The sequence below is a fragment of the Leisingera sp. M658 genome (assembly GCF_025144145.1).
Taxonomy (GTDB): Bacteria; Pseudomonadota; Alphaproteobacteria; order Rhodobacterales; family Rhodobacteraceae; genus Leisingera.
This window is the reverse complement of sequence record NZ_CP083546.1, coordinates 2,270,015-2,294,388: the sequence shown is the minus strand read 5'-3', so window position 1 is coordinate 2,294,388 and position 24,374 is coordinate 2,270,015. Positions and strand designations below refer to the sequence as shown.

24 protein-coding genes are annotated in these 24,374 nt (G+C 62.9%); 9 read left to right on the top strand and 15 right to left on the bottom strand.

Annotation, left to right across the window (positions count from 1 at the left end; translation table 11 throughout):
- Positions 1-65 precede the first annotated feature (65 nt).
- Positions 66-1,388, top strand: a complete 1,323-nt coding sequence (locus K3724_RS11445; RefSeq protein ID WP_259984869.1) for an SPOR domain-containing protein — start codon at positions 66-68, stop codon at positions 1,386-1,388.
- A 211-nt stretch (positions 1,389-1,599) separates the two neighbouring features.
- On the opposite strand, the gene K3724_RS11440 is transcribed toward K3724_RS11445, so the two are convergent.
- Both K3724_RS11440 and K3724_RS11435 read right to left on the bottom strand, forming a co-directional pair.
- Positions 1,600-2,610, bottom strand: a complete 1,011-nt coding sequence (locus K3724_RS11440; protein ID WP_134829695.1) for a hypothetical protein — start codon at positions 2,608-2,610, stop codon at positions 1,600-1,602.
- Positions 2,611-2,715: 105 nt separating this feature from the next.
- Positions 2,716-4,344, bottom strand: a complete 1,629-nt coding sequence (locus K3724_RS11435) for an AMP-binding protein (protein WP_259984866.1) — start codon at positions 4,342-4,344, stop codon at positions 2,716-2,718.
- A gap of 76 nt (positions 4,345-4,420) precedes the next feature.
- On the opposite strand from K3724_RS11435, the gene K3724_RS11430 reads away from it, so the two are divergent.
- The 3 genes from K3724_RS11430 (at position 4,421) to K3724_RS11420 (ending at position 6,975) form a co-directional block, all read left to right on the top strand.
- Complete coding sequence (locus K3724_RS11430) at positions 4,421-5,344, top strand: DMT family transporter (RefSeq protein ID WP_259984865.1); 924 nt, start codon at positions 4,421-4,423, stop codon at positions 5,342-5,344.
- Between the two features lie 174 nt (positions 5,345-5,518).
- A complete protein-coding gene (locus tag K3724_RS11425; RefSeq protein ID WP_259984863.1) occupies positions 5,519-6,184 on the top strand; it encodes a sulfotransferase family protein in 666 nt (221 codons plus the stop codon).
- A gap of 110 nt (positions 6,185-6,294) precedes the next feature.
- Positions 6,295-6,975, top strand: coding sequence for a Hint domain-containing protein (locus tag K3724_RS11420; protein ID WP_259984861.1), 681 nt, complete (start codon positions 6,295-6,297; stop codon positions 6,973-6,975).
- 73 nt (positions 6,976-7,048) lie between these two features.
- Here K3724_RS11420 and K3724_RS11415 read toward each other — a convergent pair whose 3' ends face one another.
- From K3724_RS11415 to K3724_RS11375, 9 genes are all read right to left on the bottom strand, one after another.
- Complete coding sequence (locus K3724_RS11415; RefSeq protein WP_259984859.1) at positions 7,049-9,250, bottom strand: 3-hydroxyacyl-CoA dehydrogenase NAD-binding domain-containing protein; 2,202 nt, start codon at positions 9,248-9,250, stop codon at positions 7,049-7,051.
- Positions 9,247-9,732 (bottom strand): cupin domain-containing protein, encoded by a 486-nt coding sequence (locus K3724_RS11410; RefSeq protein WP_259984857.1) that lies wholly within the window; start codon positions 9,730-9,732, stop codon positions 9,247-9,249. Before K3724_RS11410 ends, K3724_RS11415 begins: the two co-directional genes overlap by 4 nt.
- Positions 9,732-10,943 carry an acetyl-CoA C-acetyltransferase gene (locus K3724_RS11405; RefSeq protein WP_259984855.1) on the bottom strand — a complete coding sequence of 404 codons (1,212 nt, stop codon included), beginning with the start codon at positions 10,941-10,943 and terminating at the stop codon, positions 9,732-9,734. Before K3724_RS11405 ends, K3724_RS11410 begins: the two co-directional genes overlap by 1 nt.
- Positions 10,944-10,953: 10 nt before the next feature.
- Complete coding sequence (locus tag K3724_RS11400; RefSeq protein WP_259984853.1) at positions 10,954-11,586, bottom strand: glutathione S-transferase family protein; 633 nt, start codon at positions 11,584-11,586, stop codon at positions 10,954-10,956.
- 279 nt (positions 11,587-11,865) lie between these two features.
- A complete protein-coding gene (locus tag K3724_RS11395) occupies positions 11,866-13,014 on the bottom strand; it encodes an acyl-CoA dehydrogenase family protein (protein ID WP_259984851.1) in 1,149 nt (382 codons plus the stop codon).
- A gap of 28 nt (positions 13,015-13,042) precedes the next feature.
- Positions 13,043-13,255, bottom strand: a complete 213-nt coding sequence (locus K3724_RS11390) for a hypothetical protein (protein ID WP_134829705.1) — start codon at positions 13,253-13,255, stop codon at positions 13,043-13,045.
- A 66-nt stretch (positions 13,256-13,321) separates the two neighbouring features.
- A complete protein-coding gene (locus K3724_RS11385) occupies positions 13,322-15,103 on the bottom strand; it encodes an acyl-CoA dehydrogenase C-terminal domain-containing protein (protein ID WP_259984849.1) in 1,782 nt (593 codons plus the stop codon).
- A gap of 74 nt (positions 15,104-15,177) precedes the next feature.
- On the bottom strand, positions 15,178-15,579 hold the full coding sequence (locus K3724_RS11380; RefSeq protein WP_259992627.1) for a MerR family DNA-binding transcriptional regulator: 402 nt from the start codon (positions 15,577-15,579) through the stop codon (positions 15,178-15,180).
- A 286-nt stretch (positions 15,580-15,865) separates the two neighbouring features.
- Entirely contained in the window at positions 15,866-16,234 is a 369-nt protein-coding gene (locus K3724_RS11375) for a MerR family DNA-binding transcriptional regulator (protein ID WP_259984848.1), read from the bottom strand.
- 124 nt (positions 16,235-16,358) lie between these two features.
- Here K3724_RS11375 and K3724_RS11370 point away from each other — a divergent pair, with 124 nt between their 5' ends.
- From K3724_RS11370 to K3724_RS11360, 3 genes are read left to right on the top strand one after another with little or no spacing between them, the layout of a single operon-like run.
- A complete protein-coding gene (locus tag K3724_RS11370; RefSeq protein WP_259984846.1) occupies positions 16,359-16,781 on the top strand; it encodes a PaaI family thioesterase in 423 nt (140 codons plus the stop codon).
- Positions 16,778-17,296, top strand: coding sequence for a PaaI family thioesterase (locus K3724_RS11365; protein WP_259984844.1), 519 nt, complete (start codon positions 16,778-16,780; stop codon positions 17,294-17,296). Before K3724_RS11370 ends, K3724_RS11365 begins: the two co-directional genes overlap by 4 nt.
- 4 nt (positions 17,297-17,300) lie before the next feature.
- Complete coding sequence (locus K3724_RS11360) at positions 17,301-18,620, top strand: MATE family efflux transporter (RefSeq protein ID WP_259984842.1); 1,320 nt, start codon at positions 17,301-17,303, stop codon at positions 18,618-18,620.
- A 36-nt stretch (positions 18,621-18,656) separates the two neighbouring features.
- Here the strand turns inward: K3724_RS11360 and arsC are convergent, their stop codons facing one another.
- The 3 genes from arsC to K3724_RS11345 are packed head-to-tail and all read right to left on the bottom strand — an operon-like array spanning position 18,657 to position 20,388.
- Positions 18,657-18,998: an arsenate reductase (glutaredoxin) gene (gene arsC / locus K3724_RS11355; protein WP_259992626.1), complete on the bottom strand. Its 342-nt coding sequence runs from the start codon at positions 18,996-18,998 to the stop codon at positions 18,657-18,659.
- Positions 18,995-20,053 (bottom strand): quinone-dependent dihydroorotate dehydrogenase, encoded by a 1,059-nt coding sequence (locus K3724_RS11350; protein ID WP_259984840.1) that lies wholly within the window; start codon positions 20,051-20,053, stop codon positions 18,995-18,997. Before K3724_RS11350 ends, arsC begins: the two co-directional genes overlap by 4 nt.
- A complete protein-coding gene (locus tag K3724_RS11345) occupies positions 20,050-20,388 on the bottom strand; it encodes a DUF952 domain-containing protein (protein ID WP_259984838.1) in 339 nt (112 codons plus the stop codon). Before K3724_RS11345 ends, K3724_RS11350 begins: the two co-directional genes overlap by 4 nt.
- Before the next feature lie 162 nt (positions 20,389-20,550).
- Here K3724_RS11345 and K3724_RS11340 point away from each other — a divergent pair, with 162 nt between their 5' ends.
- On the top strand, positions 20,551-22,131 hold the full coding sequence (locus K3724_RS11340; protein ID WP_259984836.1) for a bifunctional UDP-sugar hydrolase/5'-nucleotidase: 1,581 nt from the start codon (positions 20,551-20,553) through the stop codon (positions 22,129-22,131).
- 153 nt (positions 22,132-22,284) lie between these two features.
- A complete protein-coding gene (locus K3724_RS11335) occupies positions 22,285-22,593 on the top strand; it encodes a DUF1992 domain-containing protein (protein WP_259984834.1) in 309 nt (102 codons plus the stop codon).
- A gap of 6 nt (positions 22,594-22,599) precedes the next feature.
- On the opposite strand, the gene K3724_RS11330 is transcribed toward K3724_RS11335, so the two are convergent.
- Positions 22,600-24,348, bottom strand: a complete 1,749-nt coding sequence (locus tag K3724_RS11330; protein WP_259984832.1) for a tetratricopeptide repeat-containing sulfotransferase family protein — start codon at positions 24,346-24,348, stop codon at positions 22,600-22,602.
- Between the last annotated feature and the right edge of the window lie 26 nt (positions 24,349-24,374).

The window sequence follows — 24,374 nt, the reverse complement described above, 5'->3', positions numbered from 1 at the left end:
CCGCAGAATCTTTACTCACAGGCCGGATTCAGGCATCCTGCAGCCATATTTTGTGGGGCTCAGGAATGAAAATAACTAGAATTATTGCACTGGCCATCATCGCGGGGACAACCGGGGCAGCAGGTATACAGGCGCAAACCCTGCGTGAAACCAGCCCGCCCGCCGAATTTCCGCCTGCCTCCTACACGGGCAAGCAATATGTGGACAGCCGCGGCTGCGTCTACATCCGTGCTGGCATTGACGGCAATGTCACCTGGGTGCCGCGGGTTTCCCGCTCGCGCAAGCAGATCTGCGGCTATGCACCAACCAAGCTGGCGGGCGCCACGCGGACGCAGCAGGCAGCCCCGGCACCGGAACTGATCACCCTTGACCCGGGCCAGCAGCCGGCACAATCGAATGCGGGCGCCGCGGCCCCCAGGGTTGTCACCACGGCCAAACCGCGCCGCACACCGCAATCCACCAGCGCCCGGCCTGCAGCCGCTCCGGCGCCATTGCCGAAACCGGCAGTCAAAAAGGTCGTGCGTGTGACGCCCAAGCCAGCACCGGCCCCGGCACCAGCCCCGGCAGCGCCCGCTCCGGCAGCAGTGCAGCCTGCAGGCAGCGGTGCTTGCGCCGGGCTATCTGATATCAGCCGCCAGTACTCCAATGCCACCGGTGCGCGCTGCGGCCCGCAAACTGTTTCGCCGGTGACCTACGGCGGGCAGGACAGCGGCGCGCAGTCCTCTCTGCGCCTCACCCCGAATACACGTGTGGTGCAGACGCACATCTACCAGGACCGCCGCCTCAGCAACAGTTTCACGGTGCCCGAAGGCTATCGCCCGGTCTGGACCGACGGGCGGCTGAACCCGCAGCGTGCAGTGCGTACCGTGCGTCCGGCAGTGGTGACCGGTTTTGCCCAGGCCCCGGCCGGCTATCTGACAGTGGAACGTGAGGATGGCCGCCTGAATGCGATGCGCGGCGTGCGCACGCCCGAGGGCGACGCGCAGATGGCGCAGATCTGGACCAATGGGGTGCCGCGCCGCCTGGTGCAGCTGCCATTGGACCGTGCCACGCTGACACTGCCGCGCAATGTGCGCCGCAGCCCGGCCGAAGCGCAGCCGTCGGGACTGCGTCTGTCCTCCCGCTCGGCACCGGATGCGGCGGTGCCGCAGCAGGCCGCACCGCGGCGGTATATTCGCGCCGCAACCTATGCCGACGCTGGTCAGGCCAAGGCCGCAGCACAGCGGCTTGCCGCTGCCGGTCTGCCGGTGCGCCTTGGCGCGGTCAGCCGCAAGGGACAGCCCTACAAGGTGGTTCTGGCGGGCCCGTTTCAAGCCGATGACCAAGCCGCCGCAGCCCTGGCTAAGGCCCGCAATGCTGGTTTCACCGGCGCCCGGATCAGTAAATAACATCAGGGCAGGGGCGGGGCAGTGCCTGTCCCGGCCTCTGCAAAAACGGTTGGCACCCCCTGTGGCCCGAAGGCGGAATGCACCAGTGTGCGCATAACAGCCCGTTCCTGACAGCATCAGGGGCGGGCTTTGTCTTTAGTGCTGCAGCTGCTCCAGTTTCTGTATGAACAACTGCGCTGCCCGTATTGCGCCGGGACCCCAAACCGGGCGTCTAGCCGCAGATGTTCTGCAGTTGAACCCAGTCGCGGTCATTCAGCAGCGGCTTCTGGTCGCGGCCTGCCATCGGGTCCGCCTCGATCAGCCCCAGCACCGTCTCGCCGGTGATGTCCAGCGCGTAGGCATAAGGCGATGAGGGCAGCGCTGCGCGGGCGAACTCGGCCAGCAGCACCTGATCCGGCAGTGCCGGGCGCGGACTGGCCAGGGTGGCCTCGGAATAGGCATCCAGGGCAGCGCGGTCCAGCTCGCCCGTGGTCAGCAGTTTGAAGGCGGCCATTACACCGCCGGCCTCCAGCAGTTCGAACATCGGGTCGCTGGCCTCAGCCCGGGCACGTTCCGCCAGGATGGCGCCGGCCGCAACTGCCGGATCCTCGAAATCCTCAACAAACGACCGGTTCAGCAGCACGATGCCGCCAGGCAGATGCAGGCTGCCGGGAATGCCTGAGCGAAGCACCGCCAGCTGCCGCACCCCGGTGCGCGCTGCCAGATCCCGCAGGATCGGAGCGGCTTCCGGCGTCGCGCAGGCCGGCCCCGAGACCCGCTCGATCCGGCCTAGCAAGGCTTGGCCGATGGCCTTGCGCTTAATGTCAGGAACCACGCTGACAGCATGCCGGGTGACAGCACCAGGCAGCCACAAAACCAGCAGCGCCAGCACCAGCGCAAAGGTGCCCAGGATACTGACAGCCCGCAGCCGCCCGGGCCGCGCACGGGAACGGCCGATGGCGTTCTGCACCCGGGCAATTGCCTCCAGCATGGCGGTTTCATCCTGACCCAGCTCCAGCGTCTCGCCGGGGTCGCCATCGGGGTGGAACAGGGCCGGGAACGCTCCGGGGTTGGCGCGCTCGACCGCTGCCAGCGACCAATGGGCCAGCGGCAGGTCATTCATGCTTGCGATGGTCAGCGTCGCATCGCCCAGCGAGATAATTACATCCCGCCGCTGCGCCTCCCGGTCCGCGCGCCACAAGCCCGCAGCCTCCAGCCGCTCAAATTCCCTCAATGCCGTCATGCAGCCAGCCCGGCCCCCGTTCTTATCGTTGCCGCCAGAATAATCACATAAAACAGGGGCAGCAAATTGCTTTGCTGCCCCCGGATGCTGTTTCGCCGTGAAAAATTACAGGTTCTTGGCGATTTTCCTCAGTTCGAACTTCTGGATCTTGCCGGTGGAGGTTTTCGGCAGCTCCAGGAACACCACTTTCTTAGGCGCCTTGAAGCCCGCCAGCGTCTCGCGGGTGAAGGCGATCAGTGCTGCCGCGTCTTCCTTGGCGCCGGCTTTCAGCTCGACAAAGGCGCAAGGAACCTCACCCCATTTGTCGTCCGGCATCGCGGCCACCGCTGCCAGCAGCACATCCGGATGCGCCATCAGCACCCCCTCCACTTCAACCGAGGAGATGTTCTCGCCGCCTGAGATGATGATGTCCTTGGCCCGGTCGGCGATCTGGATGTAGCCGTCGGGGTGCTGCACTGCCAGGTCGCCGGAGTTGAAATAGCCGTCCTTGAACGCCTCTGCCGTGGCCTCCGGGTTCTTCAGATACCCCTTCATCACCACATTGCCGCGCAAGGCAATCTCGCCCTGGCTCTGGCCGTCCATCGGCAGCACGTTGTGGTCGCTGTCGCGCACCACCACCGGCTCCAGCATCGGCATGGCGACGCCCTGGCGGGATTTCTTGGCGGCAATGCCGGCCTTGTCCAGCCCGTCCCATTCGGCGGCCTTCCAGTAGCATTCGGTGACATGGCCATAGGTTTCGGTCAGCCCGTAAACATGGGTGATGTTAAAGCCCAGATCCTCGATCTTGGACAGGGTTGCGGGCGCTGGCGGGGCGCCTGCGGTGAAGACCTCCACCGTGTGGTCAAAGGTGCGGCGCTCTTCGTCCAGCGCATTGACCAGCATGTTCAGCACAATCGGCGCACCGCCGAAATGAGTGACGCCCTCATAGTGGATGGCGTTATAGATGTTCTGCGCTGTGACATCGCGGCAGCAGACCAGGGTGCCGCCCACGACCGGCATCATCCAGGTGTGATTCCAGCCGTTGCAGTGAAACAGCGGCACGATGGTCAGGTAGACGGGATGCAGCACCATCCGCCATGAGATCACCGTGCCGGTGGTCATCAGATAGGCGCCTCGGTGGTGGTAAACCACACCCTTGGGCCGCCCGGTGGTGCCGGAGGTATAGTTCAGCGCCAGGCTTTCCCATTCATCCCCAGGCATGATCCATTGGAAGTCCGGGTCGCCGCTCGCCAGCAGCGCCTCGTATTCCATATGCCGGCCGGTGGCGTGCCAGGTGGCCTGATCATCTGCCACTTCGATCAAAACCGGGGCCGGGCCTTCCATTTCCTCGACGGCGGCTTCGGCCAGTTCCAGGAACTGCGGATCAACGAGCACTGCCTTGGCTTCGCCGTGGTCAAAAATATAGGAGACCGTACCCACGTCCAACCGGGTGTTGATGGTGTTCAAGACCGCCCCGCAGGCGGGCACGCCGAAATGCGCCTCGGCCTGGGCCGGGATATTCGGCAGCAAGGTGGCCACCACGTCGCCGGGCTTTACCCCCAGATTGGCCAGTCCCGAAGCCAGCCGGCTGCAGCGGTCGTGGTATTCGGCATAAGTTTTGCGGTGCTTGCCATAGCTTACCGCCAGATGCTCCGGAAACACCTGCGCCGCCCGCTGCAGATGCGACAGCGGTGTCAGCGGCACATAATTCGCGGCGGTCTTCTCCAGACCGGTTTCATCCGCCATCCACCCCATCAGTTTCCTCCCCTGAATCACTTTGGTGTCGTTTAGAGAACAGATATTGCGGAAAGTTGCGGGCAATGGGAAGGGTATGAAACAAACAGCGACCCTTTCCGCAGAAACCGGCAGCCAGACGGCAGCCGCGCACGCCATGCTGGCAGCCATGCTGATTATCGGCATTACCGACAATGCGGTCCCGCTGATGGCCGAACAGATCGGGCTGGGCCAATTCTATCTGTTGCGAACCTTTGTAGCGCTGCCTTTTTTGTGGCTGATGGCTCGGGCGGGGCTTGGCGGCCTGGCACCGCGCCGGATGGGGGCGGTGCTGTTGCGGGCAGTACTGGTGGCAGTCGCAATGATTTTCTACTTTGCCGCAGTCGCGCTGATGCCGATCGCACAGGCGCTGGCGGGGCTGTTCACTTCGCCGATCATCATTGTGATTATCTCGGTTCTGTTCCTGAGGATGCGGATCGGCTGGGTCCGGATCGGTGCCGCTCTGATTGGCTTTGCCGGAGTGCTGCTGGTGCTGCAGCCAGATCCGGCGTCGTTCAACTGGTTGATTCTGGTGCCGATTGCGGGCGGGCTGTTCTATGCGCTCGGGTCGCTGACCACTGGTCTTTATTGTCAGGGCGAAAGCACTGTGGCGATGCTTTTTATCTATCTGCTTGCCCAGGGCGTGCTGGGGGCGCTGCTGCTGGCCGGGCTTGAAATCTGGCCGCAATCCGTGCCAGCAGGCGCCGACGGTTTTATAACCCGCGGCTGGATCTGGCCGCTGTGGGAGATGTCCCACCTGATCCTGCTGCAGGGCTGCGCAGCGGTGGGCGGTGTGTTTCTGATCACCAAGGCCTATCAACTGGGCGAGGCCTCTTATGTTGCGGTGTTTGAATATTCGGTGATGATCGTCGGGCCGGGTGTTGCCTGGGCCTATTGGGGCCAGGCGCTGAACATCTGGCAGATGCTGGGGATTACTCTGATCATTGCCGCTGGCACCACCATTGCGGTGCGCTCAAGGTAGCCGGGCAGGGGCGCTGCCCCTCTTGGCCCTAAGGGCCAATTCACCCCGGAGTATTTGCGCAAAGGTGAAATGGGCCGGGGTTGCTTTGGGTCTGCCGTTCACCGGGGCAGGGCGGTCTGCAGACCCGTGCACATCAGCATTTCCAACAGCGGATCAATGGCCTAGGGTCGGCTCATGATCCTGTCTCCGGGCCGTAAATACGTCTTTATCCATATCCCCAAGACCGGCGGAACAGCGCTGGCCCTGGCGTTGGAGGCGCGCGCCATGGCCAATGACATGATGCTGGGGGACACCCCAAAAGCGCTGAAACGCCGCCGCCGTCTGAAGGACGCGCAGACACGCGGGCGGCTGTGGAAACACTCGACGCTGGCTGACATCGAAGGGCTGGTGCCGGATCCGGCACTGCGGTCGCTGTTTGCCTTTACCCTGGTGCGCAACCCGTGGGACCGGGCGGTGAGCTATTACCATTGGCTGCGCGGGCAGAGCTTCAGCCACCCGGCAATCCGTCTGGCACAAGATCTGGAGTTCCGCGGCTTTGTGCAGCACCCGGAGATCATCAGCGCGTTCCGCGGCAGCCCGGCGGCCTCATACATGCGCCACGCGGACGGGGCAGAGCAGTGCCGGCTTTACATCCGGCTGGAGCATTTTCACGACGACGCCCAGCCTCTGTTCAGCCATCTCGGGTTTTCCTTGGACCTGCCGCGGGTCAACGACAGCGGCCGGCAGCGGGACTGGCGGGCCTATTACGATGATCGTGCAGCCGGGGCCGTGGCAAAAGCCTGCGCGCAGGATATCGCGCAATTTGAATACTCTTTTAATGATTCCCCTCTATCCAGGTGACCGGGAAAGGCGCTTTTGCGGCCCCGGGGCGGATCGGCCAACGGGGATTTGCCAAGGCGTGAGAGTTGAGGCCAGCCTGGGAATGCCTGGGCCGCAGGAAAGGAAACCGGATGCTGGATTGGCTTCTGAAACGTTCGCAAATCCCGCTGGGACAGGCATTGAACAGCGGTTTTCCACTGGTTTTCGTCGGGCAGGGCGGGTTTCTGGCTGGCACCCACGTGGCCTCGAACCTGGGCTGGCGCCCGGTTGAAGCGCTGACGCCGGGCGACAAGGTGCTGACATTTGATCATGGCATGCAAACAGTTGTGGAACTGCAGCGCGAAACCATCCTTCCGGGCGACGGCGATCTGGATCCGGCCCGCTGCCCGCTGCTGGTGCCGCGTGATGCGCTGATGAACCGGGTGCCGCTGTGGCTGATGCCGGATCAGGGCGTGCTGCTGGAGAGCGATCTGGTGGAGGATGTTCAGGGCGACCCCTTTGCCGTCGTGCCCGCCGCCGCGCTGGAGGGCTACCGGGGTATCCGCCGGATGCATCCCGGCGCGCAGCTGGAGCTGGTCACGCCGCGGTTTGCCCAGGATCAGGTGATTTACCTGGAAGCCGGAATGCTGGGTTTCACAGCCGCCCCGGTCAACTTGATGTGCGGGCGTATCTTTACCGAAGAAGGCACTTACCGTGTGCTGCCGCCGGATGAGGCGCGCGGCCTGGTCTTGTCGATGATAGCCGGGGAAGAATGCTGGGACGCGCCTGGTGCAGCCCCGGCTGCAGCCCAGCATCAGCAACCGCTGAACTGAGCGGACGGCACTCCATTCGGAGCAATGAAAACGGCCAGGGAATGCCCTGGCCGTTTTGTGTTTTCCGTTGCCGTCAGGCGGCGGCGGATTTCTCCGGGTCGAAACGGCCATAGAAGCTTTGGCCCTTGTTCGCCATGTCGCGCAGCAGATCCGGGCAGGCAAAGCGTTCGCCGTACTGCGCGGTCAGCTGATCACAGCGTTCAGCTGCATAAGGCGTGCCAATGATGTCCAGCCAGCTGAGGGGGCCGCCGGACCAAGGGGCAAAGCCCCAGGCCAGAACCGCGCCCACGTCGCCTTCGCGGATGTCCATCAGCACACCTTCCTCCAGTGCGCGCACCGCTTCCAGCACCTGGGCAAACATCAGCCGTTCCTGCACTTCGATCAGCTCGGGCTGTTCGGGCGCCTGCGGGTATTTCTCCTGCAGGCCTTTCCAGTACTCAACCCGTTTGCCCTTGTCGTCGTAGTCGAAGAAGCCGGCATTGGCCTTGCGGCCCAGGCGGCCCTGTTCTTCCATCCAGAAAATCAGATCATCCGACGGGCTTTCGGGATAGGCGTCGCCCATCGCTGCTTTGGTGGCGCGGGCAATCTTGGCGCCCAGATCAATTGAGGTCTCATCGGTCAGCTGGATCGGCCCCACCGGAAAGCCCAGCTGGCGCGCAGCGTTGTCGATCAGCACCGGGCTGACACCCTCGGCGATCATCCGCACCCCTTCGTTGATGTAAGGGATGATGCAGCGGTTGGCGTAGAAGAACCGCGCGTCATTGACCACAATCGGCGTCTTGCGGATCTGGCGCACGTAGTCCAGCGCCTTGGCCACCGCGCGGTCGCCGGTCTCCTTGCCCTTGATGATCTCCACCAGGAACATCTTCTCAACCGGCGAGAAGAAGTGGATGCCGATGAACTGATCCGCCCGGCTCGATGCCTTGGCCAGCTCGCTGATCGGCAGGGTCGAGGTGTTGGAGGCAAAGATGCAGTCTTCGGGGATAATCGCTTCGACCTTTTGGGTCATCTCGGCCTTGACGCCTGGATCCTCAAACACCGCTTCGATGATCAGGTCGCAGCCTTTCAGCGCGTCCAGATCCGGGGTGGCGGTGATCTGCGCCAGCAGCGCCTCTTTCTTTTCCTCGGTCGCTTTGCCGCGTTTGATGCCCTTGTCCATATAGGCGGCGGAGTAGGCCTTGCCCTTGTCGGCAGCCTCCTGGTCGCGGTCGATCAGAACCACTTCCATGCCGGCCTGGGCCGAGACCAGCGCGATGCCTGCGCCCATCATGCCAGCACCCAGAACGCCGATTTTTTTCACCGACTGATCCGGTACATCCTTGGGCCGCACGGCACCTTTTTCCAGTGCCTGCTTGTTCAGAAACAGGCTGCGGATCATCGCCGAGGACGACGGGTTCATCAGCACATGGGTGAACCAGCGCGCTTCGATCTTCAGCGCGGTGTCGAAGTCAACCAGCGCGCCCTCATAGATCGACGACAGCAGTGCCTGGGCCGCCGGGAAGGCGCCCTGGGTCTTGCCGTTGATCATCGCCGAGGCGCCAACAAAGGTCATGAAACCAGCGGGGTGATACGGCGCGCCGCCGGGCATCTTGTAACCCTTGGCATCCCAGGGTTTGACCAGATCGGCAGGTTTGGCATTCAGCACCCAGTCCCTGGCTGCGGCCAGCGCATCATCTGCAACCGCGTCGATCAGCTGCGCGCCCTTGGCCTTCTTCGGGTCCAGCATCTTGCCTTCCAGCAGCACAGGCGCTGCCGCCATGGCACCCACCATGCGGGAGTACCGCGTGGTGCCACCGCCGCCGGGGAAGATGCCGATCATGATTTCCGGCAGGCCGATCTTGGCCTTGGGATTGCTGGTCATCACCCGGTGGTGGCAGGCCAGCGCAATTTCGGTGCCGATGCCGGCACAGGTGCCGTTGATGGCGCAGGCCACCGGCTTGCCGCCCTTCTTGGTCTTGGGGTCCATGCCGGCAAGTTCGAGTTTGCGCAGGATCCGATGGCCGCCCATGGTGAAATCGAACAGCCCCTGCGCCGGGTTTTCGCCAGACTCTTCGCGGATGGTCGCCAGCACGTTCAGATCCATGCCGCCGGCAAAATCCTTCTTGCCGCTGGTGATCACGATCCCCTTGACACCCTCGTCTTCCAAGGCGCGGTCCACGTATTCCTCCACCAGGCCAAAGGCCTCGCGGGTGAGGACGTTCATGGACTTGCCGGTCGCGTCCCAGGTAATGATTGCGACGCCGTCTGCGTCCACGTTGTATTTGAAATCGCTCATGTGTCTTCTCCGGTCTGGTCAGCCGTCAGGGGGCTGCCGTCCTTGCGGGTGAATGTGAACTCGCCGCCTGCGAATTTCACCATCATGTCCAAATCGCTGTAATAGCCGGTCTCTGTCGGGGTGCGGGTGCCCACCACCAGAAACGCCGCGGGTTTATCGGAACGGTTCACCAGATGGTGGCCGTTCTCGTCCCCTGCAGGGAAGGCGGCGCAGTCGCCGGGCTGCATCTCATGCGCGCCCTGATCATCGATCAGGGTGCAGGTGCCCTCGGTCACCATCAGGAACTCGTCCTGCTGCATGTGATAATGGCGCAATGACGAGGCCGCGCCCGGCTCCAGCCGCACGATGTTGACCCCGTATTGGGTGAGGCCGCCGGGGTCGCCCAAGGGCTGCACGCTGCGGCCTTCAGTCGAGGCCGCCAGCTTACCGGGATAGCCCGATCCGGTGCGCCAGGGCAGTTGGGAAAGGTCCAGCTTCGGCATCAGACGCGCTCGATGATGGTGGCAGCACCCATGCCCGATGCGATGCACAGGGTGGCGAGGCCGGTTTCCTTGTCCTGCCGCTCCAGCTCATCCAGCAGGGTGCCGATGATGATCGCGCCGGTCGCACCCAGCGGGTGGCCCATGGCGATGGAGCCGCCGTTGACGTTGACCAGTTCCGGATCCACATCAAACGCCTGCTGGAAGCGCATCACGACGGAGGCAAAGGCTTCGTTCACCTCAAACAGATCCAGATCGCTGATCTTCATGCCGTTGTCGGCCAGGATCTTCTCGGTCACCGGCACCGGGCCGGTCAGCATGATGGTGGGGTCAGTGCCGATCTTGGCGGTCGCCTTGATCCGGGCCCGCGGTTTCAGCCCGTGCTTCTCACCGAATTCCTTGTTGCCGATCAGCAAGGCCGCGGCGCCGTCCACAATACCGGATGAGTTGCCCGCATGGTGGATATGGTTGATCCGCTCCAGATGCGGGTATTTCATCATCGCCACTTTGTCGAAACCGGGCATCTGCTCGCCCATCATCTGGAACGCCGGGTTCAGTGATCCCAGCGCCTGCATGTCGGTACCGGGGCGCATGTATTCGTCGTGATCCAGGATCGCCAGCCCGTTCTGGTCGCGCACCGTGATCACCGATTTGGCAAAGCGGTTATCGTCCCACGCGGCTTTGGCCCGGCGCTGGCTCTCCATCGCCAGTGCATCGGCCTGATCACGGGTAAAGCCATACTCAGTTGCGATGATATCCGCGGAAATGCCCTGCGGCACAAAATAGGTGTCCATCGCCAGGCTCGGGTCCACGGCAATTGCTGCGCCGTCGCTGCCCATGGCCACGCGGCCCATCATTTCAACACCCCCTGCGATATAGGCATCGCCCGCGCCGCCCTTCACCTGGTTGGCGGCCAGGTTCACGGCTTCCATGCCGGAGGCGCAGAAGCGGTTGATCGCCAGGCCGGGAATACGCTCGTCCAAGTCCGAGGCGAGAACAGCCGAGCGCGCCAGGCAGCCGCCCTGTTCCATTACCTGGGTGACATTGCCCCAGATCACGTCCTCGACCACGTGGCCTTCCAGGTTGTTGCGCTCCTTGATCGCGTTCAGCGTCAGGGCCGACAGGCGGACCGAGGTCACCTCATGCAAGGAGCCGTCTTTGCGGCCCTTGCCGCGCGGGGTCCGCAGGGCGTCATAGATATATGCATCAGTCATTTTGCTCTCCTCACGCCCGGTCCGACGGGTTGCCGGGCATCAAATCATAGGGGTGTTTCCAGCCTGGAACCGCGCTGATGCGGGTCAGCCAGGCGTCGATATTGGGCCACTCGGTCCGGTCAAAGCCGAAGGGTTCGGGATAATACAGGTAACTGCAGCAGCTGATGTCGGCATTGCTAAGGTCCTCTCCCGCAATCCACTCGCGCCCCTTCAAATGGTGTTCCAATGTGGCGTATGCGGCTTTCAGGCGGCCCTGCATGAAAGCGATCACTTCCGGCGGCCGGTGTTTTTCCGGCAGGAAGTTGATCAGGAAGCGGGTCATGCCTGCCTGGCTGGACATTTTGTGATTGTCCCACAGGATCCAGCGCAGCACTTCGTATTTGTCTTCTGGCGCGCCGCCGAATTTGCCGGTCTTGTCGGTGATATACTGCTGGATCACGCCGGACTGGCTCAGCGTCACATCGCCGTCCACCAGAACCGGCGCCTCGGCCATCACGTTCAGGCCGCGGTAATCGTCGGTGCGGTGCGCGCCGCTAAAGAAATCGACAAAGACCGGTTCCCAGGCAAGGCCCGACAGCTCCAGCGCCAGTGCCGCCTTATAGGAATGACCGCTTTCGCCGAAGCAATGCAGTTTTATTGTCATCTGCTGTTCCCTGTGTCTGCTGGCGGAGCGGGGGTTTCACACCCCCGCACCCCCGTGGAGTATTTTTGGAAAGATGATGCAGCATTAACCCGCCGCATCCTCCTGTTTGCTATCTTGGACCTGCGGTACAGGCTGGAGAGCCGATGGCCGTGAAAGCTGAAGACGTCCCTGCCCATTTGGCGCTGTCCTTGGGGGCAGGGGCACTCTTTCGCCTTCATCTTTCCCCAAATACTCAAGTCCTATCATCAGCCACCCGCCGCTCCGCCGCGGCCCCTGCGCCTACAGCGCCCTTGAAATCAGTTCCTTCATGATCTCATTGGTGCCGCCATAAATCCGCTGCACCCGGGCGTCTGCCCACATCTCACCCACCGCATATTCCTGCATATAGCCGTAGCCGCCATGCAGCTGCAGGCATTCGTCCAGCACTTCGCCCTGGGTATCGGTGATCCAGTATTTCGCCATCGCAGCCTTCTCAACCGTCAGCTTGCCCGCCAGATGCTCGGCAATGCAGTCATCCAGAAAAGCGCGCGCCACTTTGGCTTTGGTCAGGCATTCCGCCAGTTTGAAGCGGGTGTTCTGAAACTGCAGGATCGGACCGCCAAAGGCTTCGCGCTCCTTGCAATAAGCGATGGTGCGGTCCACGGCACCTTCCATGGCGCCCACTGCGCCGCAGGCAATGATCAACCGTTCCTGCGGCAGTTGCTTCATCATCTGATAAAAGCCCTGGCCCTCGGCACCGCCCAGAATGTTCTCCGGCGGGATCTCCACATCGCTGAAGAACAGTTCGGACGTATCCGCCGCGTGGCAGCCGATCTTGTCGAGGTTGCGGCCGCGGCTGAAGCCCGCTGCGCCGTCGGTTTCCACCGCCACCAGCGAAACACCCTTGGCACCTGCTGTGGGATCGGTTTTGGCGGCGACCAGGATCAGGTTGGCGTGCTGCCCGTTGGTGATAAAGGTCTTCTGCCCCGACAGCCGGTAGGCATTTCCGTCCCGTACCGCCTTGGTCTTGATCGCCTGCACATCTGATCCGGTCGAGGGTTCGGTCATCGCCAGCGCGCCGACCAGTTCGCCGCTGACCATCCTGGGCAGCCAGCGCTGTTTCTGCTCTTCGGTGCCATAGGCCAGGATATAGTGGCCGACGATGCCGGAATGGATGCCCTGGCCCCAGCTGGCCAGATTGGCGCGGCTGCCTTCCATCAGGATCACCGCCTCATGGCCGAAATCGCCGCCGGCGCCGCCGTATTCTTCGGGGATTGAGGGGCAGAGCAGGCCGAGGTCCCCGGCCTGGTTCCAGGTCTCCCGGTCCATCATGCCCTGCTTGCGCCAGGTCTCGAACTTGGGCGCCCATTCATTGGTGATGAACTGGGCCGTCATTCCGGCGAGCATCTGATGCTCATCCGTCATCCATGCGGAGCGCGTCTCGGTCATCTTTCTCCCTTTGGCCGCTTTGCGGGCCTTATCTTTTGCGCGCCTCCAGCTCGGCGTTGAACAGCCGCAGCCGGTGGCTCAGGTTTTCAAAGTCCGTCACGCTGTCGAAATTCTCGAACAGGAATGACAGCGCTTCGCCTTCATCCAGCCCCGCCTCCTGGGCAAACTTCTTTAGCTTGCGATAGCCGTCCTCGGTCATTGCAACCGGAAAGCGGCGGGTCAGGCGGAAACGTTTTGGCATCATGTGGTCCTTTGCATGTCAAAGCACCAGCCGGGGAGACGCCCCGGAAGGGGCGCCCGGAAGGCATCAGAAAGCGTCTGCGTTCAGCGCCATCACTGTTTCTGCACCGCTTTCGATGCGGGCCAGGTGCAGTTTGGTCGCGGGCAGCCGCCGTGCCATATAGTACCGGCCGGTTGCGAGTTTCGTCTCATAGAACGCCGCGTCAGAGGACCCCGCGTCAAGCGCTTCCTGCGCGGCCTTGCCCATCTTTGCCCACATCAGGCCCAGGCAGACCTGTCCGAACAGATGCATAAAGTCGTAAGAACCCGCCAGCGCGTGGTTGGGATCCTTCATGCCGTTTTGCATGAAATACATGCCTGCCGCCTGCAGGTCTTTGGATGCCGCTTGCAGGGGTTTGATGAAGTCCTTGGTGAAAGCCTCTGAAACATCTTTGTTTTCCTGGCAGAAGGTCTTTACCAGATCAAAGAACGCCAAGACGTATTTGCCGCCGTGCTGGCCCAGTTTGCGGCCCACCAGGTCCAGCGCCTGCACGCCGTTGGCACCCTCGTAGATCATCGCGATACGGGCATCGCGGGTGTATTGCGACATGCCTGATTCTTCGATGTAGCCGTGGCCGCCGTAAATCTGCTGCGCCTGCACGGTCATGTCATAGCCCTGATCGGTCAGGAAGCCCTTGATCACCGGCGTCATCAGCGAGATCAGCCCGTCTGCGTCCTTGTCGTCCGCACGGTGCGCCTGGTCGATCAGGGTGGCACCCCACAGCAGGAACGCGCGCGCGCCCTCGGCAAAGCTTTTCTGATCCATCAGCGAGCGGCGGATATCCGGGTGCACGATCAGCGGGTCCGCCGGGCCGTCCGGGTTCTTGGCGCCGGTCACATCGCGGCCCTGCAGCCGGTCCTTGGCGTAGTCTACGGCGTTCTGATAGGCGGCCTCGGCCTGCGCCAGACCCTGCATGCCGACCCCCAGACGGGCCTCGTTCATCATGGTGAACATGGCGCGCATGCCCTTATGCTCTTCGCCCAGAAGCCAGCCGGTGGCGCCGTCATAATCCATCACACAGGTCGAATTGCCGTGAATGCCCATCTTTTCTTCGATCTTGCCGACCGAGACTCCGTTACGCTCCCCCAGCGAGCCGTCTTCTTTCACCAGGAACTTGGGCACGATGAACAGGCTGACGCCCTTGATGCCCTCGGGGCCGCCGGGGATCTTGGCCAGCACCAGATGGACCACGTTTTCCGCCATGTCGTGATCGCCGGAGGAGATGAAGATCTTCTGCCCCGAGATCTTGAAACTGCCGTCGCCCTGCGGTTCCGCCTTGCTGCGCATCAGGCCCAGATCGGTGCCGCAATGCGGTTCGGTCAGGTTCATGGTGCCGGTCCACTGGCAGCTGACCATATTGGGCAGATAGGTGGCCTTCTGTTCGTCCGTGCCATGCACCAGAATAGCCGAAGCGGCGCCATGGGTCAGGCCCTGATACATGGTGAATGCCTGATTTGCGGAAGAGAAAAACTCCCCCACTGCGGTGCCCATCACATAGGGCATGTTCTGGCCGCCGAACTCCTCCGGCATGTCCAGCCCGGTCCAACCGCCTTCCTTGACCTGTTCAAAGGCGTCTTTGAAGCCCTTGGGCGTATAGACGACGCCGTTTTCCAGCCGGCAGCCCTCAGTGTCGCCCACCACGTTCAGCGGGTGGAGCACTGCGCTGGCGATCTTGCCGGCTTCTTCCAGCACAGCGCCGGTAAAATCCGGCTCCAGTTCGCTGTATCCGGGGATGCCGCTGCCGGACACCTTCAATACGTCATGCAGGATAAACTGGGCGTCTTTTGCGGGGGCTGTATAAGAAGGCATTGCGGTCCTCTTCAGGGGTCTTGTTGCTTAGGATCGGTGCCGGGCAGGCCGGCGGTATAGGGCGGGGCGGCGGCCTATTCAGCCGCCTCCTGCTTGGCCCGCATCGAGGCGATCATCTTTTCGCCCCAGGCCAGCTGGTCTTTCAGGTCCTCAATCGCTTCGGTCAGCTCTTCGCGCTGGCGCTCCATATCGGCAAGCCGCTCGCGGCCGACCTCATAGGTCTTGGTGAGCTGGGTCACCTGCTGGTCACCGGCATGGTACAGATCCAGCAGCTGGCGGATTTCTTCCAGGCTGAACCCGAACCGCTTGCCGCGCAGGATCAGCTTCAGCCGGGCGCGGTCGCGTTTGGTGAACAGCCGCTTCTGGCCGTCGCGGATCGGGAACAGCAGTTCCTTGGCCTCGTAGAACCGGAGCGTGCGGGGGGTTACATCATATGCCTCGCACATCTCCCGGATGGTCATGGTTGTTTCAGTCATCATCGTTACTCTTACGGCTTGGTGCAGGACCAAGCTGGGCGCATCCGGCTTTTCGATCAAGACTGACTTTACGTTTACGTAAGTTGTACGTTGCGTCACTTTGCGAGCTGTTACCAGTTCGTAAAACGCACATAAAATGACGTAACGTTGCAGTCTGGCGGAAGGGGTGCTGGCGGGTTTTGACACCGCATCTGACCTGGAAACCGGCGAATCCGGTTGCCAGATCTGAAAAAGGAAAACCCCGCCACGGGGGGCGGGGTTCAAATTCCAAAAACAGGTGTTCGGCTTACTTCAGCAGCGCCCGGGTGCTTTCGCGCAGCTCGCTCAGCTCTTCAATGGCCTCATTGATCTGTTCACGCTGCTTTTCCAGCTCCGCCAGCTGACGGTCTGCCATATCCATGAACGCATGGTTCTGGGCGTCATTGCTCTCTTTTTCATAGATCATGAGCCACTGGCGGATCTCTTCCAGCTGAAAGCCGAACTTGCGCCCGCGCAGGATCAGCTTCATCCGTGCCCGCTCCCGCGCGCCATAGAAACGCGACCGGCCTTCGCGGTCCGGCTGCAGCAATTCGATGTATTCATAGTAGCGCAGCGTCCGAGGCGTAACCTCGAACTCGGCGCACATTTCTTTGAATGACAATCTGTTGTCGGTCATCCGTCTTCTCCCTTGCCGGGAACCTATGCACTTGCAGCGGACAGTGCAACCTCCGCGGCGGCACTCTTGCGCTTTCGCCGGGGCGGGGCCAAAGATGGACCAGACAAACCAAAGGGACAGCCCCATGGCCGACAAGACCGACCTCGCGCGCCAGTTCATCGAAGCGATCCCCCATGCCCAGCAATTGGGCATGAAGCTGACTGAGATCGGCGACGGTACTGCCGAAATCCGCATGGCCTATGATGAAAAGCTGATCGGCGATCCAGCAACCGGCGTCATTCACGGCGGCGCGGTGTCGGCGCTGATGGACACCTGCTGCGGCGCCGCAGTGATGAGCCACCCTTCGGCCCCCGGCGGCACCGCCACGATTGACTTGCGCATCGACTACATGCGCCCGGCCACCCCGGGACAGATGATCACCACCCGCGCCACCTGCCACCAGATCACCCGCAGCGTCGCCTTTGTCCGCGCCGTGGCAATGGACGAAGACACGGACCGTCCCGTCGCCACAGCCGCGGGCGCCTTTACCGTGGAGAAGAAGTTTTGAGCCGCCCCCGTCCTGAACCGATCCAGGTGGTCAAGCAGCGCCGCGATGCAGCCCTGTCGGCGCTGGTGGATTCGGTGCCCTACATCCGCTTCCTGAACGTGACTTTTGAGCGCCGCGGGGATGAGCTGACAGCGCAGCTGAATTTCGACGACAAGCTGATCGGCAATCCCTTCCTGCCTGCGATCCACGGCGGGGTGACCGCGGCCTTCCTGGAAATCACCGCGATGATCACTCTTAACTGGTCGCACCTCTGGCAGCGCATCGAATCCGGTGATCTGGACCCGGCTGAGATGGCCAAAGGCAACCTGCCGCGCCAGCCTAAGACCATCGACTTTACCGTCGACTACCTGCGCTCGGGCCTGCCGCGCGACGCCTATGCCCGCGCCCGCGTGAACCGCTCCGGGCGGCGCTATGCTTCGGTGCATGTTGAGGCCTGGCAGGATCACAAGGACAAGCTGTTCGCCCAGGCCACCGGCCATTTCCTGATGCCGCAGGACCAGAACGGCGACGGCTGATGTGATGACCAGCGCGGACACAGACATCACCCATAAGCGGGTGCTGAAGATCGCATTGCCGATTGTGCTGTCTAATGCCACCGTGCCGATCCTTGGCGCGGTGGACACCGGCGTGGTCGGCCAGATGGGCCTGGCCGCCCCCATCGGCGCAGTGGGTATCGGCGCGGTGATCCTGGCGACGATTTACTGGATCTTCGGTTTCCTGCGCATGGGCACAACGGGATTGGCGGCACAGGCCCGCGGGGCAGGGGACTGGGGTGAAACCGGCGCCCTTCTGATGCGCGGTTTGCTGCTGGCCTTTGCTGCCGGTGCCGTTTTCATCATTGCCCAAGGAGCCGTGTTCTGGGGTGCCTTTGCGCTGGCCCCCGCCAGTGCCGAGGTCGAAGGCCTGGCCCGCGACTACCTGCAGATCCGCATCTGGGGCGCGCCTGCCACCATCGCGCTTTATGCGGTCACCGGCTGGCTGATCGCGGTGGAGCGCACCCGCGGCGTGTTCCTGCTGCAGGTCTGGATGAACGGGCTGAACATCGCGCTGGACCTGTGGTTCGTGCTGGGCCTCGGCTGGGGTGTGGAGGGCGTCGCCATCGCCACGCTGATTGCAGAATGGACCGGTCTGGCACTGGGGCTGTATCTGTGCCGCGATGCCTTTGCCGGCGATCAATGGCGCGACTGGGCGCGGGTGTTCGACCCGGCGCGGCTGAAGCGGATGATGCAAGTGAACGGCGACATCATGGTGCGCTCGGTGCTGCTGACCGGCTCCTTCACCACTTTCCTGTTCATCGGCTCGGGCATCGGCGATGTGAACCTGGCCGCCAATCAGATCCTGCTGCAATTTGTCGAGATCACCGCCTTTGCGCTGGATGGATTTGCCTTCTCGGCTGAGGCGCTGGTGGGCGGTGCTGTTGGTGCAAAGGCGCGTGCGCGCGTGCGCCGGGCTGCCGTGGTGACGTCTCAATGGGGCGTTGGCGGTGCAGTCCTGCTGGGGCTGGCTTTTGCCGCCGGAGGCCCCTGGCTGATCGACCTGATGTCAACTTCGGAGGATGTGCGCGCAGCCGGGCGGGTGTTCCTGATCTGGGCCGTGGCAATGCCGGTTCTGGGAATTGCCAGTTGGATGTTTGACGGCATCTACATCGGGGCCACCTGGACCCGCGACATGCGGTGGGCGATGCTGCAATCGGTGGCCATCTATGTGGCGGCGCTGCTGCTGCTGGTTCCAGCCTTTGGCAATCACGGCCTATGGGCCGCGCTGATAGTCCTGAACATCGCCCGCGGCGTCACACTGGGTCTGCGTTATCCGCGGCTGGAGGCGCAGGTCGGCGCCTGAATGTGCAAGGCGGGCCTATTGGCCCGCCGCAGCCGATTACAGCAGCGTTTCAATCGCCTCGGTGGGGCGGCCGATCACGGCCTTGCCGCCCTTGATCGCAATCGGGCGCTCGATCAGGATCGGGTTCGCGGCCATCGCTGCCAGCAGCTCTTCCTCGGTGCTGTCCTTGGTCAGGCCCAGCTCCTTAAAGACCTTCTCATTGGTCCGCACCATCTCAATCGCCGGGGTGCCAAGGGCGGTCTGAACCGTCTTCAACTCCGCAACCGAGGGCGCATCTTCCAGATACACCCGCGTCTGCACATCCGCGCCGCTCTCCTCAATCAGCGCAAGCCCTGCGCGGGATTTTGAGCATTTCGGGTAATGCCAATAAGTAATCACAGCCAATCCTTCCGTTTGGTTCCAACCGCTTGTGCGACGTTGTCAAAGCCATCCCGCGCCAGCAGCGCGTCCAGCCCGCGGGCGATGTCTCCGGCCAGCGACAACCCGCCATAGACCATCGCGGTGTAGAACTGCACCGCTGACGCCCCAGCGCAGATCTTGGCATAGGCCTGCTCCGCCGTGCTGATGCCGCCCACACCCACCAGCGGCACCTTGCCGTCCAGCAGTTCCGACAACTGCGCCAGAACGCGGGTGGATTTCTCAAACAGAGGTGCGCCGGACAGACCGCCGGCCTCGCCCTTGTGGGCGCTTCGCAGACCGTCGCGCGACAGGGTGGTGTTGGTGGCGATCACCGCGTCAATGCCGGTCTCCAAGGCAACGGCGGCGATGTCCTCAATGCCTTCGCGGTCCAGATCCGGGGCAATTTTCAGGAACACCGGCACCCGGCGGCTGAGGCCGTTACGGGTGTCGATCACGCCCGCCAGCAGCGCCGACAACGCCGCCTTGCCCTGCAGATCGCGCAGTTTCTCGGTGTTGGGAGACGATACATTCACCGTCGCAAAGTCCAGATGTGCGCCGCAATGGGCCAGCACCTTGGCAAAATCCGCCGCGCGGTCCGCGCTGTCCTTGTTGGCGCCAAGGTTCAGCCCGATCACCGCCTCGCGGGGACGTTGCGCCAGACGCGCGCCGATTGCCTCCATGCCCTCGTTGTTGAAGCCGAAGCGGTTGATTGCCGCCTTGTCTTCGGTCAGGCGGAACAGGCGCGGCTTGGGGTTGCCGGGCTGGGCGCGCGGGGTGGTGGCGCCGACCTCGATAAAACCAAATCCGGATTTGGACAATGGCGCCAGGGCCTCGGCGTTTTTGTCATAGCCTGCCGCCAGCCCCACCGGGTTCGGCAATTCAATGCCCGCCAGCGTGGTCTTGAGCCGGGCAGAAGTTACCGGGCCGGGCGCTGGGGCCAGGCCCATGGTCAGCGCTTTCACGGACAGCCCATGCGCAGTTTCCGGATCGACCTTGTGCATTGCAGCCAGTGCCAGCTTCTCTGTCAGCTTCATGCCATCTCCTCCGGGAACTGGTGCAAGCCCTCCGCCAGCGGCAGCGGCTTGGACCAGACCACGTCCGACATGCGGAGATTGCGGTAAAGATGCGGGAATTCGGCGCCGCCTCGGGACACTTCCCACTTGAGATCAGCCCCCATTGCAACCGCATCGCAGGCCAAGAGGGTCAGCCCCTCGGCCCCGGCAAAATGCTTGGCCGCGGTTTCCGCCGCCTGGGTTGCGGTGGAGAAATGGACATAGCCGTCCGCCACATCAATCGGCGCGCCGGTGGTTTCGCCCGCCGCCTGCAGTGCGGCCCATTCGTCCGCCCGGAAAATCTTGTAAATCAGCATGACGGCCTGATGCCCTGCGATTGCAGCGGAATCAAGGGGGATTGACGGCAGCAGCCGCGCAGAGCTGACGCGAGGGGAGGCAGCGGCGTGGCTTTTCCCCTTTGACCGGCGCGGGCTTTGGGCGCAGGCTCTGTCTAAAACAGATCAACAGGAGCGCTCCTCATGATTGCACGCATTCTCACTTCGGTTGCAGCCCTGGCCCTGACTGCCGGCGCGGCGGCGGCGGAGTACAAGCTGACCATCCTGCACACCAACGACTTCCACGCGCGGTTCGAGCCGATCAACAAATACGACAGCACCTGCGACGCGGAGGACCAGGCCGAAGGCAAGTGTTTCGGCGGCACCGCGCGGCTGGTGACAGCGATTGCCGACGCGCGGGCGCGGGCGGAGAATTCTATTCTGGTGGATGGCGGCGACCAGTTCCAGGGCTCACTGTTTTATACCTATTACAAAGGCAAAGCCGCGGCGGAGTTCATGAACCAGCTGGGCTATGACGGGATGACCGTGGGCAACCATGAGTTCGACGACGGTCCGGAGGTGCTGCGCGGGTTCATGGATGCGGTGGGGTTTCCGGTTCTGATGTCCAATGCGGATTTCTCGGGCGAACCGGCGCTGGCGGATGTGCTGAAAAAATCCACAGTGATCAAGCGCGGCGGCGAAAAGATCGGCCTTATCGGCCTGACGCCCGAAGATACGCATGAGCTGGCAAGCCCCGGCAAGCACGTGCAGTTCTCCGATCCTGTGGCGGCGGTGCAGGCGGAGGTGGACAGGCTGACCGCGGAAGGCGTGACCAAGATCGTGGTGCTTAGCCACTCCGGTTATGGCGTCGATCAGCGGGTGGCGGCGGAAACCACAGGGGTGGATGTGATCGTCGGCGGCCATAGCAACACTTACCTGTCCAATGTGTCGGAGAAGGCTGCCGGCCCGTACCCGACCGTGGTGAACGGGGTGCAGATCGTGCAGGCCTATGCCTATGGCAAGTTTCTGGGGGAGCTGAATGTGACATTTGACGATGCCGGCACTGTGGTCAGCGCGGAAGGCGAGCCGCTGATCATGGATGCCGCCGTCAGCGAGGATTCGGCCACCCTGGGCCGCATTGCCGAACTGGCACAGCCGCTGGATGAGATCCGTAACAAGGTGGTGGCGGAGACCGCGGAGCCGGTCGAAGGCAGCCGCGACGTGTGCCGGGTGCAGGAATGTCCGATGGGCAACCTGGTGGCTGATGCGATGCTGGACCACGTGCGGGATCAGGGCGTGACCATTGCCATTGCCAACTCCGGCGGCATTCGCGCCAGCCTGGATGCAGGCGCCGTCACCATGGGCGAAGTGCTGACCATCCTGCCGTTTCAAAACACGCTGTCGACCTTTGAGATCAGCGGCGGAACCCTCATCCAAGCGCTGGAAAACGGGGTCAGCCAGGTGGAGGACGTCAAGGGCCGCTTTCCGCAGGTCGCAGGCCTTACATTCAGCTGGGACGCCTCAGCTGCGCCGAACGAGGGCCGCATCAGGCAAGTGATGGTGGCCGAGGGCGGGGACCTTGTGCCGATTGATCCGGCAAAGAGATACCTTGTGGTCACCAATGACTATGTCCGCAACGGCGGCGACGGTTATGCGATGTTCGAGGGCGACGACAAGAACGCCTATGATTTCGGCCCGGATGTGGCCGATGTGCTGGCAGAATATCTGGCGGCGCAGGGCCCTTATACGCCCTATACCGACGGGCGGATTTCGCGGGTGAAATAGACAGGGAAATATAGGTCCGAAGCGGCCTGAATGTTTCGCGCGCGAAACATTCAGGCAGGGAGGCTGCCGCATTATGTTCGGAGATTGTTAACCTTTGCCGGCGGTTCGTAAACGGGCTGGCGGGTGGCTGGGGGGCATGGCAGAATGCGGGTCATGGACCACCCGCTGATCGACCTTATCAACGCCCGCATTGAAGCCGCTGAAAAGGACGGCGCCTTTGACAATCTGCAAGGCGCGGGCAAGCCGCTGCCGGACTGCGGCGATCCGGAAAACGCGCTGGTCAACCGGCTGGTGCGCGAAAGCGGCGGGGTGCCGGAGTTCGTGAGCCTGTCGCGCCAGCTGCAGCGCCTGCGGGCGGAGCTGCGCGAGGCCGGCGACCGCAGCCGCCGGCAGGAGATCCTGAAAGAGATGTCGATGATGGATGCGCGGCTGGAAATCGCGCGCAAGACCTACACCAAGTAGACCCTGTTACCCTTTGATTTCAGGCCATATCTCCGGATTGAGCCCGTCGATTAACGGCGCCAGTACATCGGCGTATTTCTCCCACTTGCCGATTGAGCGCGTGTGGGCCGTTTGCCGGACTTGGGTGTTCGACAGTGTCAGCACCTGGCCCTCGTGCCGTTCCGGGTGGGCCATATCCTCGACCCAGTTCAGCCCGCAAAAATCTGCCAGCTTGCGGCTTTCACCCTCGATATCGGCAACGAAATCTTCATAACGCAGATCATAAATCCGCCCCGGCATCACCCCGCGCCAGTGCTGCATCAGCCGGCCATAGAGGTTGAACCGGTGCGCCATGGCCTTGAGGTCATAGGCATAAGTGAGCGAGCTGCCGGAGAAATAGCCGCGCCAGATCGACAGCGCCACATCGCGCGGGTCGCGGCAAAGATGAACAAACCGTGCATCCGGGTAGGCGGTCAGCAGATGGCCCAGCAGCCGGTAATTGTCGGGCATTTTGTCGACATAGGCTGCGGTGCCCTTGGGCATCGCGGGCAGGCGGCTGATGTCCTCTGCCACGAAACTGCGGGCGGCCTCAGCCGTGAAGTCCTGATCCTTGTCCAGATAGGGATGCAGCAGGAAGGCCGGCACGCCACGCTCGCCCAGCGGGAACACGTCGGGGTGCAACCCGATCACTGTTTCCGTCAGCGTGGTGCCGGAGCGCGGCATCCCCACCACATAAATCGGGCGCGGGCCTTCGGGGGCGGTGTCCGCGGGAGTGATCGCCTCCGGGAAGGCAGCCATGAGGCGGCTGAACTGGCGTTCGCTGTCCTCGTAATCATAGGGGTTCTGCGCCGCCATACAGGCGTTTGCCTCGTCGTTGTGGGCGGCAAAGGCGTCCTTGTCGCCGCCTTGGTCGGATATCCGCGCCAGGGCAAAGCTGGCGTTGGCCCGGTCCAGCGAGCGCGGCGCGGCTGCTTTCAGCGCCTTTTGCGCCACCGGCAGCAGCTCTGCATTCTGTTCACGGCTGTTGAGCCGGGCCAGCATTTCCAGCACCTGGCTGTCCTTGGGGTCCAGATCCATAATCGCCAGGCAATGCCCGCGCGCGGCTTCAGGCGCGCCGTTGGAGATCAGCTGGCTGGCCAGACGCCGCCGCGCTTCCAGGTTCTCGGGCGCCAGGGCAACGGCCTTTTGCGCGGCTTCTGTGGCCTCGTCCTGCCGCATCAGCCGGGCCAGCGGCAGGCTGATATTGGTCAGCGCGTCCACGTCATCGGGGTTCAGGCGCAGGGTGGCCTGATAGTCTTCCAGCGCTGCTTTTTCATCGCCAAGGTTCTTCCAGGCCATGGCGCGCAGCCGCAGCATCCGCGGTTGTTTGCCATCGCGGGCGAGCGCATCGCTTGCCGTGGCGATAGCCGCTTCGGGATCATTCTGCACCAGCTGCGCCTGTGCCTTCAGATACAGCGCGCCCTGATCAGCGGGCAGATCCGCCAGCACCCGGTCCAGCAGTTTCATTGCGGTCCCGCCCTGCTGCAGGAACAAAAGCGTCTGCGCCAGGTTCTTGCGGGCGTCATGAAAGCCGGGCGCCAGGGCCAGCGCTTTCTTGAAATGCGGCACCGCATCGCGGTGTTTGCCAAGCCCGGACAGGGAGATGCCCGCGATGTTGGGAAAATCCGGATGGGTCTTGTGCCGTTTCATCCCGGCTTTGGACTGTTTCAGCGCCTGTTTGAACTTGCCCTGATTGAGAAAGCCGAACGCTGCCTGGAGGTCGTTCTGAAGTGTCATGTGGCCTATCCGTCTCGTTGTGTCAG

Excerpts from the sequence above, each read along its gene's own strand:
- K3724_RS11445 (WP_259984869.1), top strand. The coding sequence starts at position 66 with ATGAAAATAACTAGAATTATTGCACTGGCCATCATCGCGGGGACAACC.
- K3724_RS11440 (WP_134829695.1), bottom strand. The coding sequence starts at position 2,610 with ATGACGGCATTGAGGGAATTTGAGCGGCTGGAGGCTGCGGGCTTGTGG.
- K3724_RS11435 (WP_259984866.1), bottom strand. The coding sequence starts at position 4,344 with ATGGGGTGGATGGCGGATGAAACCGGTCTGGAGAAGACCGCCGCGAAT.
- K3724_RS11430 (WP_259984865.1), top strand. The coding sequence starts at position 4,421 with ATGAAACAAACAGCGACCCTTTCCGCAGAAACCGGCAGCCAGACGGCA.
- K3724_RS11425 (WP_259984863.1), top strand. The coding sequence starts at position 5,519 with ATGATCCTGTCTCCGGGCCGTAAATACGTCTTTATCCATATCCCCAAG.
- K3724_RS11420 (WP_259984861.1), top strand. The coding sequence starts at position 6,295 with ATGCTGGATTGGCTTCTGAAACGTTCGCAAATCCCGCTGGGACAGGCA.
- K3724_RS11415 (WP_259984859.1), bottom strand. The coding sequence starts at position 9,250 with ATGAGCGATTTCAAATACAACGTGGACGCAGACGGCGTCGCAATCATT.
- K3724_RS11410 (WP_259984857.1), bottom strand. The coding sequence starts at position 9,732 with ATGCCGAAGCTGGACCTTTCCCAACTGCCCTGGCGCACCGGATCGGGC.
- K3724_RS11405 (WP_259984855.1), bottom strand. The coding sequence starts at position 10,943 with ATGACTGATGCATATATCTATGACGCCCTGCGGACCCCGCGCGGCAAG.
- K3724_RS11400 (WP_259984853.1), bottom strand. The coding sequence starts at position 11,586 with ATGACAATAAAACTGCATTGCTTCGGCGAAAGCGGTCATTCCTATAAG.
- K3724_RS11395 (WP_259984851.1), bottom strand. The coding sequence starts at position 13,014 with ATGACCGAGACGCGCTCCGCATGGATGACGGATGAGCATCAGATGCTC.
- K3724_RS11390 (WP_134829705.1), bottom strand. The coding sequence starts at position 13,255 with ATGCCAAAACGTTTCCGCCTGACCCGCCGCTTTCCGGTTGCAATGACC.
- K3724_RS11385 (WP_259984849.1), bottom strand. The coding sequence starts at position 15,103 with ATGCCTTCTTATACAGCCCCCGCAAAAGACGCCCAGTTTATCCTGCAT.
- K3724_RS11380 (WP_259992627.1), bottom strand. The coding sequence starts at position 15,579 with ATGACTGAAACAACCATGACCATCCGGGAGATGTGCGAGGCATATGAT.
- K3724_RS11375 (WP_259984848.1), bottom strand. The coding sequence starts at position 16,234 with ATGACCGACAACAGATTGTCATTCAAAGAAATGTGCGCCGAGTTCGAG.
- K3724_RS11370 (WP_259984846.1), top strand. The coding sequence starts at position 16,359 with ATGGCCGACAAGACCGACCTCGCGCGCCAGTTCATCGAAGCGATCCCC.
- K3724_RS11360 (WP_259984842.1), top strand. The coding sequence starts at position 17,301 with ATGACCAGCGCGGACACAGACATCACCCATAAGCGGGTGCTGAAGATC.
- K3724_RS11350 (WP_259984840.1), bottom strand. The coding sequence starts at position 20,053 with ATGAAGCTGACAGAGAAGCTGGCACTGGCTGCAATGCACAAGGTCGAT.
- K3724_RS11345 (WP_259984838.1), bottom strand. The coding sequence starts at position 20,388 with ATGCTGATTTACAAGATTTTCCGGGCGGACGAATGGGCCGCACTGCAG.
- K3724_RS11340 (WP_259984836.1), top strand. The coding sequence starts at position 20,551 with ATGATTGCACGCATTCTCACTTCGGTTGCAGCCCTGGCCCTGACTGCC.
- K3724_RS11335 (WP_259984834.1), top strand. The coding sequence starts at position 22,285 with ATGGACCACCCGCTGATCGACCTTATCAACGCCCGCATTGAAGCCGCT.
- K3724_RS11330 (WP_259984832.1), bottom strand. The coding sequence starts at position 24,348 with ATGACACTTCAGAACGACCTCCAGGCAGCGTTCGGCTTTCTCAATCAG.